We start from the raw sequence: 14,770 nt of genomic DNA on the forward strand, positions 1-14,770 counted from the left end.
GAAAGGAAGCAAGATGAAAATTACGCAAGAAGAGGTAACCCACGTTGCCAATCTTTCAAAATTGAAATTCTCTCCAGAAGAGACAGCTGAGTTTGCGACAACCTTGTCTAAAATTGTCGACATGGTGGAATTGTTGGAAGAAGTGGACACAACCGGTGTGGCTCCAACAACAACCATGGCGGATCGTAAGACCGTATTGCGTCCGGATGTTGCTGAAAAAGGGACGGACCGTGACCGCTTGTTTAAAAATGTACCTGAAAAAGATAACTACTACATCAAGGTACCAGCTATCCTAGAAGATGGAGGAGATGCCTAATGTCATTCAACCATAAAACCATTGAAGAGTTACACGCTCTCCTTGTCTCTAAGGAAATTTCAGCAACGGAATTGACACAAGCGACGCTTGACGATATCAAGGCGCGTGAAGAAGCGGTTAATGCTTTTGTAACGGTGGCCGAAGAAGCTGCCCTTGCACAAGCCAAGGCTATTGATGAAAAAGGAATCGATGCAGACAACCTCCTGTCAGGGATTCCACTCGCTGTCAAAGACAATATCTCAACAGATGGCATCTTGACGACTGCGGCATCAAAAATGCTCTATAACTACGAGCCAATCTTTGATGCGACAGCTGTTGCCAATGCCAAAGCCAAAGATATGATTGTCATCGGGAAGACCAACATGGATGAATTTGCCATGGGTGGATCTGGTGAGACTTCTTACTATGGACCAACCAAGAATGCTTGGGACCACAGCAAGGTGCCTGGTGGATCTTCTAGTGGTTCTGCTGCAGCTGTAGCTTCAGGTCAAGTCCGTTTGTCCCTTGGTTCAGATACTGGTGGCTCCATCCGCCAACCGGCTGCTTTCAACGGGATTGTTGGTCTCAAACCAACTTATGGAACAGTTTCCCGTTTTGGTCTCATTGCCTTTGGTAGCTCACTCGACCAAATTGGACCATTTGCACCAACGGTCAAGGAAAATGCCCTCTTGCTCAATGTCATTGCCAGCGAAGATGCCAAGGACTCGACATCTGCCCCTGTACGTGTAGCTGACTTTACTTCTAAGATTGGTCAAGACATCAAAGGCATGAAGATTGCCCTTCCGAAGGAATACCTCGGTGAAGGGATTGACCCAGAAGTCAAAGAAACTATCCTTAATGCGGCCAAACACTTTGAAAAATTGGGAGCAACTGTCGAAGAAGTCAGCTTGCCTCATTCTAAATACGGGGTTGCCGTTTACTACATCATCGCTTCATCTGAAGCTTCTTCAAACTTGCAACGTTTCGACGGTATTCGCTATGGTTTCCGTGCGGAAGATGCCAAGAACTTAGATGACATCTACGTGAACACTCGTAGCCAAGGCTTTGGTGATGAGGTCAAACGCCGGATCATGCTGGGGACCTTTAGTTTGTCATCAGGATACTACGATGCATACTACAAGAAGGCTGGTCAAGTCCGGACCCTTATTATCCAAGACTTTGAAAAAGTCTTTGCGGATTACGATTTGATTTTAGGTCCTACAGCACCAAGTGTAGCCTTTGATTTGGATTCGCTCAGCCATGATCCAGTTGCAATGTACTTGGCGGATTTGTTGACCATTCCAGTTAACTTGGCAGGTCTACCAGGGATTTCGATTCCTGCAGGCTTTGCCCAAGGACTGCCAGTTGGTTTGCAGTTGATTGGTCCTAAGTATTCCGAAGAAACGATCTATCAAGCCGCAGCAGCATTTGAAGCAACGACGGATTACCACAAGCAACAACCCCTTATTTTCGGAGGTGACAATTAATGAACTTTGAAACAGTCATCGGACTTGAAGTCCACGTTGAATTGAATACAAACTCAAAAATTTTCTCACCAACCTCTGCCCATTTTGGAAACGAGCAAAATGCCAATACCAATGTGATTGACTGGTCTTTCCCAGGGGTGCTTCCTGTCTTGAACAAGGGTGTTGTGGATGCTGGGATCAAGGCTGCTTTGGCGCTGAATATGGATATTCATCAGCACATGCACTTTGACCGTAAGAACTATTTCTACCCTGATAATCCAAAGGCCTACCAAATCTCACAATTTGACGAGCCAATCGGATATAACGGTTGGATTGAAGTGGAACTAGAAGACGGTACGACTAAGAAAATTGGGATTGAACGTGCTCACTTGGAAGAAGATGCCGGTAAGAACACCCACGGAACAGACGGTTTCTCTTATGTAGACCTCAACCGTCAAGGGGTCCCATTGATCGAAATCGTATCTGAAGCAGATATGCGTTCTCCAGAAGAAGCCTACGCTTATTTGACAGCTTTGAAAGAAGTCATCCAGTACACTGGTATTTCAGACGTCAAGATGGAAGAAGGATCGATGCGGGTCGATGCCAACATTTCCCTTCGCCCATACGGCCAAGAGGAATTCGGTACCAAGACGGAGTTGAAAAACTTGAACTCTTTCTCAAACGTCCGTAAAGGTCTTGAATACGAAGTACAGCGCCAAGCGAAAATCTTGCGATCAGGTGGGGTCATTCGTCAAGAGACACGCCGTTATGATGAAGCGAATAAGAGCACCATTCTTATGCGTGTCAAAGAAGGAGCAGCGGATTACCGTTACTTCCCAGAACCAGACCTTCCCTTGTTTGAAATCTCAGATGAGTGGATCGAGGAAATGCGCACAGAGTTGCCAGAGTTTCCAAAAGACCGTCGTGCTCGCTACGTGGCAGAGCTTGGCTTGTCTGACTATGATGCCAACCAATTGACAGCGACGAAAGTTACTTCTGACTTCTTTGAAGCAGCCGTAGCCCTTGGTGGCGATGCCAAACAAGTGTCTAACTGGCTCCAAGGTGAAGTCGCACAATTCTTGAACGCAGAAGGCAAGACGCTGGAAGAAATCCAATTGACACCAGAAAACTTGGTGGAAATGATTGCCATCATCGAAGATGGAACCATTTCATCTAAGATTGCCAAGAAAGTCTTCGTTCATTTGGCGAAAAACGGTGGTGGCGCGCGTGAATACGTCGAAAAAGCTGGATTGGTACAAATTTCAGACCCTGAAATCTTAATCCCAATCATCCATCAAGTCTTTGCAGACAATGAAGCAGCCGTTGCCGACTTTAAGTCAGGGAAGCGGAATGCGGACAAGGCCTTCACCGGCTTCCTTATGAAAGCAACCAAAGGCCAAGCCAACCCACAAGTAGCCCTCAAGTTACTTGCCCAAGAATTGGCGAAGTTGAAAGACAGTGAATAAACGGAACGGGCACCTTTTGGTGTCTGTTTTTTTAGTACTTCATAAGTGGGGTGAAAATTATATCTATTTTCGAATGGAAAATAGTCAGTTAAGCTTTCAATCCTCCTTGACAAAGTTTGTGAAAAGGCTTACAATATGATTATCGGGTTTCCTGAAAGGGAATTGCAATTCATAGAAAAATAGGAGAATCATATGGAAACAATGAAAGCTGCTCGCTGGCATGGCAAGAAGGACGTTCGCATCGAGGAAGTAGAAGTACCAAATATCCTTCCGCATCAAGTAAAGGTTGCTGTTAAATTTGCAGGAATCTGTGGAACAGACTTGCATGAATACTTAGACGGACCAATTTTTATTCCAACTGAAGAGCATGTTTACTCTGGTCAAAAGGCACCAGTAACTCTAGGGCATGAATTCTCAGGTGAAATTGTGGAAGTCGGAAGTGATGTGACTCGTGTCAAAGTTGGGGATCGTGTAACAATCGAACCAATTTTGGCAAAACACAACTTAATTGGTGATTATAACCTCGATCCAAACTTGAATTTTGTTGGCCTTGCTGCAGATGGAGGTTTTGCTAAATATTGTGTCCTAGATGGAGATTTGGTCCATGTGATTCCAGATAGCTTGAGCTATGAACAAGCTGCTCTTACAGAACCTGCTGCTGTTGCCGTTTATGCAGTTCGTCAGTCTGCTTTGAAAACTGGGGATACAGCTGTTATCTTTGGTTTGGGCCCAATCGGTCTTTTGATCGTGGAAGCTCTCCGTGCAGCTGGAGCATCGAAAATTTATGCGGTTGAATTGTCTCCTGAACGCCAAGCTAAGGCTGAAGAATTGGGTGCCATTGTGGTTCGCCCAGAAGAAGGTGAATCAATCGTTGAAGCCATTCATCGTTTGACGGATGGTGGAGCGGATGTTTCTTATGAAGTGACAGGGGTTCCTGTTGTTCTTGGACAAGCTTTGGCAGCTGTGCATAAGGCTGGTGAGTGTATGGTTGTTTCTATTTGGGAACGTGAAGCCAGCATCAATCCAAATGAATTCGCCATTCAAGAAAAGACCCTCAAAGGGATTATCGCTTATCGCCACATCTTCCCTAAAGTATTGGAATTGATGGAACAAGGCTACTTCTCTGCTGAAAAATTGGTGACCAAGAAAATTAAATTGGAAAATATCGTTGAAGAAGGATTTGTTGAATTAACACAAGACAAGGCCCAAATTAAGATTTTAGTTGAGCCATAATCTACCATACTTTTAGAATATAACCAGTCCATTTGGACTGGTTTTTTTAATGAGGGAGAACAATAGAAAAAGGTAGTATAAATTACGAAAACGCTTGCATAAATAATTTTAACATGCTATACTGGTTGAACACTAATCATTTTAAGGAGACATTTATGAAACAGAAACCTTCTGTGACAGGCGATAAACAAGTCGTCTATGCGATTCGTCGATTGAAAAATGGTGTTGGTTCGGTTGCGATTGCGACAAGTTTAGCCTTATTAACGGCCTTTGCTAGTCCGGTCAGTGCGGATGAAGCCATCAACACCCCTGCACAAGCCTCAGAAGTGGTGACAAGCCCTTCTAATGAAGAGGTGAGTTCTTCATCTGATGTGAAACCAGCTACGAAGACTGAGACAATTGGAACCCCAAAAGTGGCGGATGAAAGTGTTACAGCGCCTGAAAATGTAAGCGCACTCACTGAAGAAGTGGTATCTACGAAGTCTGAGAAGGCAGAGGAACCGATTGCTGATCAGACTATCCGGATTCACGTGAAAAAGCTACCGGAAGAAAACAAGGAAACGCAAGGCCTTTGGACCTGGGATGATGTTGAAAAACCATCTGAAAACTGGCCGACAGGTGCCCAATCCTTTAAGGATGCAAAGACAGATGACTATGGCTATTATTTAGATGTCAAGCTTAAAAATGATCAGGCTAAGAAGATTAGCTTCCTCATCAACAATGTTAAAGGGGACAATATCACAGGGGACAAGTCAATTGAATTGCTTTCTCCAAAAATGAATGAAGCTTGGTTGGACGACAAATTTAAAGTTTATTCTTACCAGCCTCAAGCAGAGGGAACTGTCCGAGTAAATTACTACCGGACAGATGGCAACTATGACAAAAAATCTCTCTGGTATTGGGGAGATGTACAAAATCCGAGCAGTGCCGCCTGGCCAGATGGGACAGATTTTACAGCGACAGGGAAATATGGTCGTTACATCGATATCCCCCTAAAGGAAGCTGCAAAAGAATTCGGTTTCTTATTATTGGACGAGAGCAAGTCTGGAGATGATGTGAAGATTCGACAAGAAGATTATAAATTTACTGATTTGAAAAACCATAGCCAGATCTTCTTACGGGATGATGATCCGACCGTTTACACCAACCCATACTATGTCAACGATATCCGTATGACGGGGGCTCAACATGTCGGTAAAGAAAAAATTGAAGCCAGCTTCTCGACCTTGGCTGGAGCACAGAAAGAGGAGTTGCTCAAGCGGACCAAGATCACGGATGCTCAGGGCAATCCTGTCACCATCTCGGACCTGCTTTTAGATGAGAAAGGCAAGAAAGTAACCTATACGGGGGATTTCTCACAAGTTGATCAGTCCTATACCGTTCAATACGATAATGACCGCTTTACGACCAAAATGAACTGGCGCCTCAAGGATGAAGCCTATAGCTATGATGGGACTCTCGGAGCTCATCTTCATGAAGCTGGGAAAAAAGTGGATCTCACCCTCTGGTCACCAAGTGCGGACAAAGTATCTGTTGTCGTCTATGATAAGAAGGATTCTGAAAAACTAGTTGGCCGTGTGGCTCTGGAAAAAGGGGAGCGAGGCACTTGGAAGCAGACTCTTTCAGGTGATTCAGGACTGGGAATCCAAGATTATACCGGCTATTTCTACCAGTATGAAATTGAACGCCAAGGGAAAACCTTCACAGTCCTTGATCCTTATGCCAAATCGTTGGCAGCTTGGAACAGTGAATTGGCCAAGACAGATGATGTCCATAAGGTAGCAAAAGCAGCCTTTGTTGATCCAAGTAGATTAGGTCCGAGTGACTTAACCTATGCGTCCATTCCAAACTTTAAGAAACGGGAAGATGCTATCATCTATGAAGCCCATGTCCGAGATTTCACTTCTGATCCGGCTTTGGCATCAGAGCTTAAGAGTCAATTTGGGACCTTTGCCTCCTTTGTTGAAAAATTGGATTACCTCAAAGACCTTGGTGTAACGCACATTCAACTCTTACCAGTTCTATCTTATTACCACGTCAATGAATTAAAAAACAACGAGCGCTTGTTAGAGTATGCCTCAAGCAATAGCAACTACAACTGGGGATATGATCCACAGAACTACTTTGCCTTGACAGGTATGTACTCAACCGATCCAAGCAATCCTCAAAAACGAATTGAAGAATTCAAGAATTTGGTCAATGAAATTCATAAGCGAGGAATGGGAGTGGTCCTAGACGTTGTCTATAACCATACAGCGAATGTCGACATCTTTGAAGATATCGAGCCAAATTACTACCATTTCATGGATGCGGATGGGACGCCTCGGACGAGCTTTGGTGGTGGACGCTTGGGTACAACCCACTACATGTCCAAACGGGTCTTGGTCGATTCGATCAAGTATTTAGTGGATACTTACAAGGTAGACGGTTTCCGATTTGATATGATGGGCGACCATGATGCGGCCTCTATCGAAGAAGCCTACAAGGCAGCCCGGGCTCTAAACCCAAATCTGATCATGTTGGGAGAAGGCTGGGTGACCTATGCAGGTGATGAAAACAGTCCTGTACAACCAGCAGACCAATCCTGGATGAAGAAAACAGACACGGTTGCAGTATTCTCAGATGATGTTCGTAACAATCTAAAATCGGGCTATCCAAATGAGGGACAACCAGCCTTTATCACCAATGGAAAACGAAAGATTGCAACTATCTTTAAGAATCTCATCGCACAGCCAACCAATTTTGAGGCAGATAGTCCCGGTGATGTTATCCAATACATTGCAGCCCACGATAATTTGACCCTCTTTGATATTATCGCTCAGTCTATCAAGAAAGATCCTAGCATTCCAGCTAATAATGCGGAGATCCATCGTCGCTTGCGTCTCGGAAATTTGCTGGTCTTGACAGCTCAAGGCACACCTTTCCTTCATTCTGGTCAAGAATATGGTCGGACCAAGCAGTTCAAGGATCCAGCTTACCGCACGCCAGTTTCTGATGACAAGGTTCCAAACAAATCTCATTTGTTGGTAGATGAAAATGGAAAACCATTTGACTACCCTTACTTTATCCATGATTCCTATGACTCAAGTGATGCCGTCAACCACTTTGATTGGGAAAAAGCAACCAATGAAGCCCTCTATCCAGAGAATACGCGCTCTCGCGCCTTCACCAAAGGATTGATTGCCCTTCGTAAGTCGACAGATGCCTTCCGGATGGATAACATGGAAGAAGTGAAGAGTCGCGTCAAGCTTTTGACGATTCCAGGTGAGAATGGTGTGGAAGAAGAGGATCAGGTGATTGGCTACCAAATCACTGCCAGCAATGGAGAAGTATACTTGGTATTGGTCAATGCAGATACCAAGGCGCGTGATTTTGCTCTAGGAACTGACCTAGAACGCTTTAGAAATGCGGATGTTCTAGTGGATGGGGAACGTGCAGGTGTTATCAATTTGACTGATCCAAAAGGAATTTCTTGGACAGAAACAGGACTTCGACTCGATGCATTAACAGCAACTATCTTGCGCTTGTCTACTAAGGAAGAAGTTGAAAATCCTGTTCTCCCGGATCGTCCTGAATACCATACGCCGGTATCTCCATCTCCAAAGAAAGTCCTTCCTTCGCAAACTGCTCAACCGACGCCACAGCTTCTTGCTCAAAAGAAAGAAAATACAGAGGTTCAAGCTTTAGCTCCTCATCATGACTCCGTGTCAGTTGAAAATGGAGAAGAAGCAAGTCCAGCCCGCGCGCTTCCTCAAACAGGAGAAGCGAGCTCCAACCTCACCAGCTTGGCCGGGCTTCTACTTTTAGGTAGTCTCGGATTAGGGATGGCTAAGAAAGGGAGAAAAGAGGACTAATCTCTTCTAGATAGGCCCTTAAAAATACTTTTTAAATCCTACAGTAAATCAGCCCATTTGGGCTGATTTTTGTGTTACAATTAGGATGTAAAAAAAATCTGTGGAGGCAGCATGTCTACAACTCTAAAAGGGACTCTGATTACTTTAATAGCGGGGATTGCTTGGGGACTATCCGGAGTCAGCGGGCAATATTTAATGGTTCACGGATTTTCGGCTATTGGCTTAACAAATCTTCGTTTACTTTTTTCTGGCATTGTCCTTATTATTCTTTCCTGCCTTGCAGATAAGGAGAAGTTTTTGGCCTTTGTCAAAGATAAATCTTCCTACCTTCCGCTCCTTAATTTTGCCTTTTTAGGATTGTTATTGACTCAGCTAACCTATTTAGAGGCGATTGCAGAATCCAATGCTGGGACAGCCACTGTGTTACAGTATCTCTGTCCAGTGGGTATTTTGGCTTATACCTGTGTCAAGGATAGAGTGGCCCCTACACTAGCAGAAGTGGTTTCGATGCTTCTAGCGATTGGTGGCACATTCTTAATAGCAACACACGGTCAAGTCAACCATCTGGCCATTAATCCCAAAGGTTTGGCTTGGGGAGTGGTGTCAGCCTTTGCCTATGCCCTCTATATCATTTTACCTCTTAAATTGATTCAAAAATGGGGAAGTATGCTGGTAATTGGAGTTGGGATGGCCATTCCAGGAATCTTGATGCTCCCTTTTAGCGGTCTTCTTTCTTCTTCTGGAAACTACAGACTGGATACCTGGATGGCTCTTTTTGGTTTGGTGGTCATTGGGACGATTTTTGCCTATACAGCCTTTCTGAAAGGGACCTCTCTGGTAGGGGCTGTTAAAGGAAGCTTGCTGGCATCCTTTGAGCCGATTTCGGCGGTTTTCTTTGCCTTTGTCATTATGAAGGAACATTTCTTTATCATTGATTTTTTGGGGATGGGCATGATTCTGTTAGCAGTCCTCCTCATCACCCTAAAAGACTTCATTATTCAAAAGGAAAAAGGGATTCTATAAATAAAAGAGGCTGGGACAAAAGTCCTAGCCTCTCAATTGTCTTTGGATTGTCGAGCAAGACGCAGTGGTTGAGTGGGCTCTACTACGCTGATTTCATCAGCTTTTACAGCCCTACTCAACTGTGCGGAGGTGGGACGACGAAATCGAATTCTTACGAATTACCGATTTCTGTCCCACTCTCTTTTTACATCATTTGCCAGAAATAGTCGATGATATAGGTGAGACCGTAGGTGTAGATGACCAAAGTAATCGGTTTGCACAAAATAATAATCGTCATGTAGCGTTTGAAGGTCATATTGGTCAAACCAGCTAACATGCAGAGGAAGTCTGCAGGGCTGATGGGCCAGATCATCATGAAGATAAAGAAGCGATCGAACCGTTTGCCTTCATTGAGCCAGTTAATATACTTGTCGTAAGTCTTCTGACTGACCATAGACTGGACAAACTTAGGCCCGTACATTCTTGCGAGCTGGAAGATAATGGCACAGCCAATGACAATTCCAATGTAGTTATAAACGGTCCCAACGATGTGGCCATAGATAAAGACACCAGCGACAGATGTTAGAGCGCCGGGGATAATAGGGACCACTGTTTGAAGGATCTGAAGAAGGATAAAGAGAGGAGGTCCAAAGATTCCTGCTTGGAGAATAAAGGCCGACAAGGTTTCCTTGGATTGGAGGATACCAGCAAAGTAGGCCCAGATACAGAAAGCAAGGGTTGCAAGGGCTCCAATGATGGAGGACCAATTGATGATTTTTTGGAGGAGAGGAGAAACCTCCCTCAATTTTTTTTCTTTTGCTATCATAACTCTTCCGTGTAGTTTTTCTACTACTATATCATGTTTTTGAAAGTTTGTAACGATTTTGTCTATTTTAGATAACAAACCAAACTATGCTTTTTCCAATAGGGGCGATGAAGCAAGTGCAAAATACGTCCAATTATGCTACAATGAAGAGAATATAAAAAATGGAGAACAACGTGTCAATCGAAAATTACAAACCAGATTTTGCGGTGGAAGTGGCCTACGATCTCACCGTTGCAGACTTGAAAAAAGAGGGCATCAAGGCGGTCCTTGTGGATTTGGATAATACCTTGATTGCTTGGAATAATCCGGATGGAACTCCTGAAATGCGCCAGTGGTTGCATGACCTTCGTGATGGCGGGATTCGGGTCATCGTGGTGTCCAATAATAGTCCTAAACGGGTCAAACGTGCGGTTGAGAAATTTGATATTGACTATGAAGCTTGGTCACTCAAGCCCTTTACCTTTGGGATTGATCGGGCTCTCAAGCGTTTCCACTATGAGAAAAATGAAGTGGTCATGGTGGGGGATCAACTGATGACCGATATTCGGGCTGCTCATCGGGCGGGCATTCGTTCGATTTTGGTTAAGCCTTTGGTCAAGCATGATTCCATCAAGACCCAGATCAACCGAGCGCGTGAACGCCGTGTTATGAAGCAAATGGCCGAAAAATATGGTCCGATTGTATACAAAAAAGGAATTTAAGAATGGAAGAATTATTCTGTATTGGCTGTGGAGCGCCCATTCAGACAGAAAACAAAGAGGGACTAGGCTATACTCCCCAATCAGCTCTTGAAAAGGGATTGGAAACAGGCGAAGTTTATTGCCAACGCTGTTTCCGTCTCCGTCACTACAATGAAATTACAGATGTGCATCTGACAGATGATGATTTCCTAAAATTGCTTCACGAAGTAGGAGATAGTGATGCCCTCGTGGTCAATGTAGTGGATATTTTTGACTTTAATGGCTCCGTCATTCCTGGATTGCCTCGTTTTGTAGCAGGAAATGATGTCCTCTTGGTCGGAAATAAAAAGGATATCCTGCCCAAGTCTGTCAAGGACAACAAGGTGACCCATTGGTTGATGGAGCGAGCCCACGAAGAAGGTATGCGTCCTGTCGATGTGGTCCTCACCTCTGCCCAAAACAAGAGTGCCATCAAGGATTTGATGGAAAAGATTGAGCAACACCGCAAAGGCCGTGATGTTTACGTGGTGGGTGTGACCAACGTAGGGAAATCGACCCTCATCAATGCGATTATCCAAGAAATCACTGGGGACAAGGATATCATCACGACCTCTCGCTTCCCAGGGACGACACTGGATAAGATTGAAATCCCACTGGACGATGGATCCTACATCTACGATACACCGGGGATTATCCATCGCCACCAGATGGCTCACTACTTGACAGCTAAAAACCTCAAGTATGTCAGCCCTAAAAAGGAAATCAAGCCCAAGACTTATCAGCTCAACCCCGAGCAAACCCTCTTCTTGGGTGGTTTGGGGCGCTTTGACTTTATCAAGGGAGAAAAGCAAGGTTTCACAGCTTTCTTTGATAACGAACTCAAGCTTCACCGAACCAAACTCGAAGGAGCGACGGCCTTTTACGACAAGCATGTCGGAGGCTTACTAACCCCTCCTAATAGCAAGGAAAAGGAAGACTTCCCACCATTGGTTTCCCATGAGTTTACCATCAAGGACAAGACGGACCTCGTCATTTCTGGACTTGGCTGGATCCGTGTCAATGGAGAAGCTAAAGTAGCCGTCTGGGCACCAGAAGGCGTCGCCGTCGTATCACGCAAAGCTATCATTTAAAAATATGAAAGGAAACCGTTTCTTTTTAGACAGGGGCGAGTGCAACGAGCCTAGAAAGGATACTTTTCACTGTGGTGAAAGCCTAAGTAGATGTTTTACTACTTAGGCGCGGAAAGTTTGAGACCTAGGCTCAAATTTAAGTCATGGAACTCCGTAAGGAGGTCGCTGACGACCGCCACCACAAGAGAAAAGTATCAAAAAAGAAGCATTGTAAAAACATGACATTAACATCCAAACAACGGGCTTTCCTCAATAGCCAAGCCCACAGCCTCAAACCCATTATCCAAATCGGGAAAAACGGGCTCAATGACCAAATCAAAACCAGTGTTCGCCAAGCACTAGACGCTCGCGAACTGATCAAGGTGACCCTTCTTCAAAATACAGATGAGAACATTCATGAAGTAGCGGAAATCTTGGAAGAAGAAATCGGTGTGGATACGGTTCAAAAAATTGGACGCATCCTGATTTTGTACAAACAATCAAGCAAAAAAGAAAACCGGAAGATTTCAGTCAAAGTAAAAGAGATCTAAGAGACACAGGAGAGCAGGTATATGGCCATTGAACTATTAACCCCCTTTACCAAGGTGGAGTTAGAGCCAGAGATCAAAGATAAGAAACGCAAACAAGTGGGAATCCTCGGAGGGAATTTCAATCCTGTCCATAATGCCCATCTTGTAGTTGCGGACCAGGTCCGCCAACAATTGGGCTTGGACAAGGTCCTTCTCATGCCAGAATATGAGCCTCCGCATGTGGATAAAAAAGAAACCATTGATGAGCGTCATCGCCTGAAAATGTTAGAACTAGCCATTGAAGGGATTGAAGGACTAGAAATCGAGACGATTGAGCTAGAGCGTAAAGGGATTTCTTATACCTACGATACGATGAAGTTGCTCAATGAGCGAGACCCTGATACAGACTATTACTTTATCATTGGAGCCGATATGGTGGACTACCTGCCAAAATGGTATCGGATTGACGAGTTAGTGGAGATGGTCCAGTTTGTCGGTGTTCAACGTCCCCGTTACAAGGCGGGAACCTCTTACCCCGTGATTTGGGTCGATGTTCCCTTGATGGATATCTCTTCTAGCATGGTTCGCGAGTTTATCGCTCAAGGTCGGACGCCCAACTTTATGCTTCCAAAACCAGTCTTGGACTTCATCAAGAAAGAAGGTTTGTATCAATGACCTATGAAAACTATCTCGGATTTTCTCGTGAGGTCTTGCTCGAAAAAATGGGTCAAATCCTGCCAGAAAAACGGTTAACCCACTGTTTAGGAGTTGAGAAGGCCGCACGTGACTTGGCCAAACGCTATGGTGCAGATGAAGAACAGGCTGGCCTAGCAGGTTTGTTGCATGACTATGCTAAGAAATTATCGGATCAGGAATTTTTAGACTTGATTGATCGCTATGAGTTGGATCCAGCTTTAAAAAACTGGGGCAACAATGTCTGGCATGGAATGGTTGGGATTTACAAGATCCAAGAAGATCTCGGGCTGACAGATCCAGCTATTCTTCGCAGTATTGAGATTCATACAGTGGGAAGTGGGCAGATGTCAACCTTAGACAAGATTGTCTATGTAGCAGATTACATTGAACACAACCGGGCCTTTCCAGGGGTGGAGCAAGCGCGCGACATCGCTCAAGTCTCTTTGGATCGTGCCGTGGCCTATGAAACAGCTCGTACAGTCGAACACCTGGCCCACCAAGGATTGCCCATTTATCCCCAAACCCTTGAAACCTACAACGCCTTTGTGAAGTATTTGAAAGAGGAGCAGTGAGTGAAGACAGCTTTTATCATTATTGATGTACAAAATATCTTAGTGGAAACAGGTTTTGAGACAAAAAAGCTCTTAGAGAAGATTACTTATTTACAAGATCAGGCTAGAAGCAAGAATATCGAAATTATCTATGTTCAACATATTGAAACGCCAGAGGCTATCACCTCGGAAGATTGGCAGTTATCTCCACTGTTGAAGAGACAGGCAAATGAAAAGGTATTTCAGAAGCGATACAATAGCATGTTTAAAGAGACAGGATTAAAAGAATACTTGGATCAACAAGGGATTGAACAACTGGTCCTGTGTGGCATGCAGACAGAATATTGTGTCGATACATCCGTCAAAGTGGGGTTTGAATACGGCTATAAGCTGGTCATTCCAGAAGGAGCTGTTACAACCTTTGATGGAGAGGATATCCCAGCAGAAACGCTCAATGAATTTTATGAAAATATTTGGGAAGAACGTTTTGCGGATGTCTTAGACTACAAAACAATTTTTTAAAGAAAGAGGACTAAATGAAAGAAAAAGAATTACTTGAACTTGTTGTTAAAGCTGCCGATGAAAAACGTGCAGAAGATATTGTAGCTTTGGATGTTCAAAGCTTGACCAGTGTGACAGACTACTTTGTTATCGCGAGCTCTATGAATAGCCGTCAGTTGGAAGCTATCGCAGAAAATATTCGTGAGAAGGTTGTTGAAGCTGGCTTTAATGCTAGCCATGTAGAAGGGAATTCAGCTGGAGGTTGGGTCCTTCTTGACCTAGGTGGTGTAGTGGTCCATGTCTTTTCAGAAGAAATGCGTGCTCATTATAACCTAGAAAAGCTCTGGCATGAAGCAAGTGCTGTCGATCTTTCAGCAGCCCTAGCATAAGCAGGTAAACTCAGTTGGTGACAACTGGGTTTTGTTGGTTAAATTGAAATTCTATGGAAAGAAAGGATGGGGCCTCGTGTTTGGTTAGGTTGGTAACGGAACACGAGCTAAAAGCTGTGAGAAACAGAGTAACTTTCTTGGTGTCTGATGATACGTCGGAAAGCTTTCTATT

At 44.3% G+C, this 14,770-nt stretch carries 14 protein-coding genes; 13 read left to right on the top strand and 1 reads right to left on the bottom strand.

Features of this window, described 5'->3' with window-relative positions; genetic code table 11:
* The first annotated feature begins 13 nt into the window (after window positions 1-13).
* The 6 genes from gatC (at window position 14) to D7D50_RS05325 (ending at window position 9,337) form a co-directional block, all read left to right on the top strand.
* On the top strand, window positions 14-316 hold the full coding sequence (gatC, locus tag D7D50_RS05300; protein ID WP_002884769.1) for an Asp-tRNA(Asn)/Glu-tRNA(Gln) amidotransferase subunit GatC: 303 nt from the start codon (window positions 14-16) through the stop codon (window positions 314-316).
* Window positions 316-1,782 carry an Asp-tRNA(Asn)/Glu-tRNA(Gln) amidotransferase subunit GatA gene (gene gatA, locus D7D50_RS05305; RefSeq protein ID WP_120701672.1) on the top strand — a complete coding sequence of 489 codons (1,467 nt, stop codon included), beginning with the start codon at window positions 316-318 and terminating at the stop codon, window positions 1,780-1,782. The genes gatC and gatA overlap by 1 nt, the downstream gene beginning before the upstream one ends.
* Window positions 1,782-3,227, top strand: coding sequence for an Asp-tRNA(Asn)/Glu-tRNA(Gln) amidotransferase subunit GatB (gatB, locus tag D7D50_RS05310; protein WP_120701673.1), 1,446 nt, complete (start codon window positions 1,782-1,784; stop codon window positions 3,225-3,227). The genes gatA and gatB overlap by 1 nt, the downstream gene beginning before the upstream one ends.
* Window positions 3,228-3,419: 192 nt before the next feature.
* On the top strand, window positions 3,420-4,460 hold the full coding sequence (locus D7D50_RS05315; RefSeq protein WP_120701674.1) for a 2,3-butanediol dehydrogenase: 1,041 nt from the start codon (window positions 3,420-3,422) through the stop codon (window positions 4,458-4,460).
* 155 nt (window positions 4,461-4,615) lie between these two features.
* Complete coding sequence (locus D7D50_RS05320) at window positions 4,616-8,314, top strand: pullulanase (RefSeq protein ID WP_120701675.1); 3,699 nt, start codon at window positions 4,616-4,618, stop codon at window positions 8,312-8,314.
* 111 nt (window positions 8,315-8,425) lie between these two features.
* A complete protein-coding gene (locus D7D50_RS05325; protein WP_120701676.1) occupies window positions 8,426-9,337 on the top strand; it encodes a DMT family transporter in 912 nt (303 codons plus the stop codon).
* 184 nt (window positions 9,338-9,521) lie between these two features.
* Here D7D50_RS05325 and D7D50_RS05330 read toward each other — a convergent pair whose 3' ends face one another.
* Window positions 9,522-10,142 (bottom strand): TVP38/TMEM64 family protein, encoded by a 621-nt coding sequence (locus D7D50_RS05330; RefSeq protein WP_023024202.1) that lies wholly within the window; start codon window positions 10,140-10,142, stop codon window positions 9,522-9,524.
* A gap of 173 nt (window positions 10,143-10,315) precedes the next feature.
* On the opposite strand from D7D50_RS05330, the gene D7D50_RS05335 reads away from it, so the two are divergent.
* The 7 genes from D7D50_RS05335 (at window position 10,316) to rsfS (ending at window position 14,598) form a co-directional block, all read left to right on the top strand.
* Window positions 10,316-10,843, top strand: coding sequence for a YqeG family HAD IIIA-type phosphatase (locus D7D50_RS05335; protein WP_120702329.1), 528 nt, complete (start codon window positions 10,316-10,318; stop codon window positions 10,841-10,843).
* 2 nt (window positions 10,844-10,845) lie between these two features.
* Window positions 10,846-11,952: a ribosome biogenesis GTPase YqeH gene (gene yqeH / locus D7D50_RS05340; protein ID WP_023027189.1), complete on the top strand. Its 1,107-nt coding sequence runs from the start codon at window positions 10,846-10,848 to the stop codon at window positions 11,950-11,952.
* Between the two features lie 218 nt (window positions 11,953-12,170).
* Complete coding sequence (yhbY, locus tag D7D50_RS05345; RefSeq protein ID WP_006595720.1) at window positions 12,171-12,482, top strand: ribosome assembly RNA-binding protein YhbY; 312 nt, start codon at window positions 12,171-12,173, stop codon at window positions 12,480-12,482.
* Between the two features lie 21 nt (window positions 12,483-12,503).
* Complete coding sequence (locus tag D7D50_RS05350) at window positions 12,504-13,136, top strand: nicotinate-nucleotide adenylyltransferase (RefSeq protein ID WP_120701677.1); 633 nt, start codon at window positions 12,504-12,506, stop codon at window positions 13,134-13,136.
* A complete protein-coding gene (gene yqeK / locus D7D50_RS05355) occupies window positions 13,133-13,729 on the top strand; it encodes a bis(5'-nucleosyl)-tetraphosphatase (symmetrical) YqeK (protein ID WP_120701678.1) in 597 nt (198 codons plus the stop codon). Before D7D50_RS05350 ends, yqeK begins: the two co-directional genes overlap by 4 nt.
* On the top strand, window positions 13,730-14,230 hold the full coding sequence (locus D7D50_RS05360; protein ID WP_120701679.1) for a cysteine hydrolase family protein: 501 nt from the start codon (window positions 13,730-13,732) through the stop codon (window positions 14,228-14,230). It abuts the gene before it with no gap.
* A 14-nt stretch (window positions 14,231-14,244) separates the two neighbouring features.
* Complete coding sequence (gene rsfS, locus D7D50_RS05365; RefSeq protein WP_120701680.1) at window positions 14,245-14,598, top strand: ribosome silencing factor; 354 nt, start codon at window positions 14,245-14,247, stop codon at window positions 14,596-14,598.
* Window positions 14,599-14,770 lie beyond the last annotated feature (172 nt).

Source organism: Streptococcus koreensis (genome assembly GCF_003627135.1).
In the GTDB taxonomy this organism is placed as follows: domain Bacteria; phylum Bacillota; class Bacilli; order Lactobacillales; family Streptococcaceae; genus Streptococcus; species Streptococcus ilei.

What these genes read in the sequence shown, in the direction of transcription:
- gatC (WP_002884769.1), top strand. Translation starts at nt 14, where the DNA reads ATGAAAATTACGCAAGAAGAGGTAACCCACGTTGCCAATCTTTCAAAA.
- gatA (WP_120701672.1), top strand. Translation starts at nt 316, where the DNA reads ATGTCATTCAACCATAAAACCATTGAAGAGTTACACGCTCTCCTTGTC.
- gatB (WP_120701673.1), top strand. Translation starts at nt 1,782, where the DNA reads ATGAACTTTGAAACAGTCATCGGACTTGAAGTCCACGTTGAATTGAAT.
- D7D50_RS05315 (WP_120701674.1), top strand. Translation starts at nt 3,420, where the DNA reads ATGGAAACAATGAAAGCTGCTCGCTGGCATGGCAAGAAGGACGTTCGC.
- D7D50_RS05320 (WP_120701675.1), top strand. Translation starts at nt 4,616, where the DNA reads ATGAAACAGAAACCTTCTGTGACAGGCGATAAACAAGTCGTCTATGCG.
- D7D50_RS05325 (WP_120701676.1), top strand. Translation starts at nt 8,426, where the DNA reads ATGTCTACAACTCTAAAAGGGACTCTGATTACTTTAATAGCGGGGATT.
- D7D50_RS05330 (WP_023024202.1), bottom strand. Translation starts at nt 10,142, where the DNA reads ATGATAGCAAAAGAAAAAAAATTGAGGGAGGTTTCTCCTCTCCTCCAA.
- yqeH (WP_023027189.1), top strand. Translation starts at nt 10,846, where the DNA reads ATGGAAGAATTATTCTGTATTGGCTGTGGAGCGCCCATTCAGACAGAA.
- yhbY (WP_006595720.1), top strand. Translation starts at nt 12,171, where the DNA reads ATGACATTAACATCCAAACAACGGGCTTTCCTCAATAGCCAAGCCCAC.
- D7D50_RS05350 (WP_120701677.1), top strand. Translation starts at nt 12,504, where the DNA reads ATGGCCATTGAACTATTAACCCCCTTTACCAAGGTGGAGTTAGAGCCA.
- yqeK (WP_120701678.1), top strand. Translation starts at nt 13,133, where the DNA reads ATGACCTATGAAAACTATCTCGGATTTTCTCGTGAGGTCTTGCTCGAA.
- rsfS (WP_120701680.1), top strand. Translation starts at nt 14,245, where the DNA reads ATGAAAGAAAAAGAATTACTTGAACTTGTTGTTAAAGCTGCCGATGAA.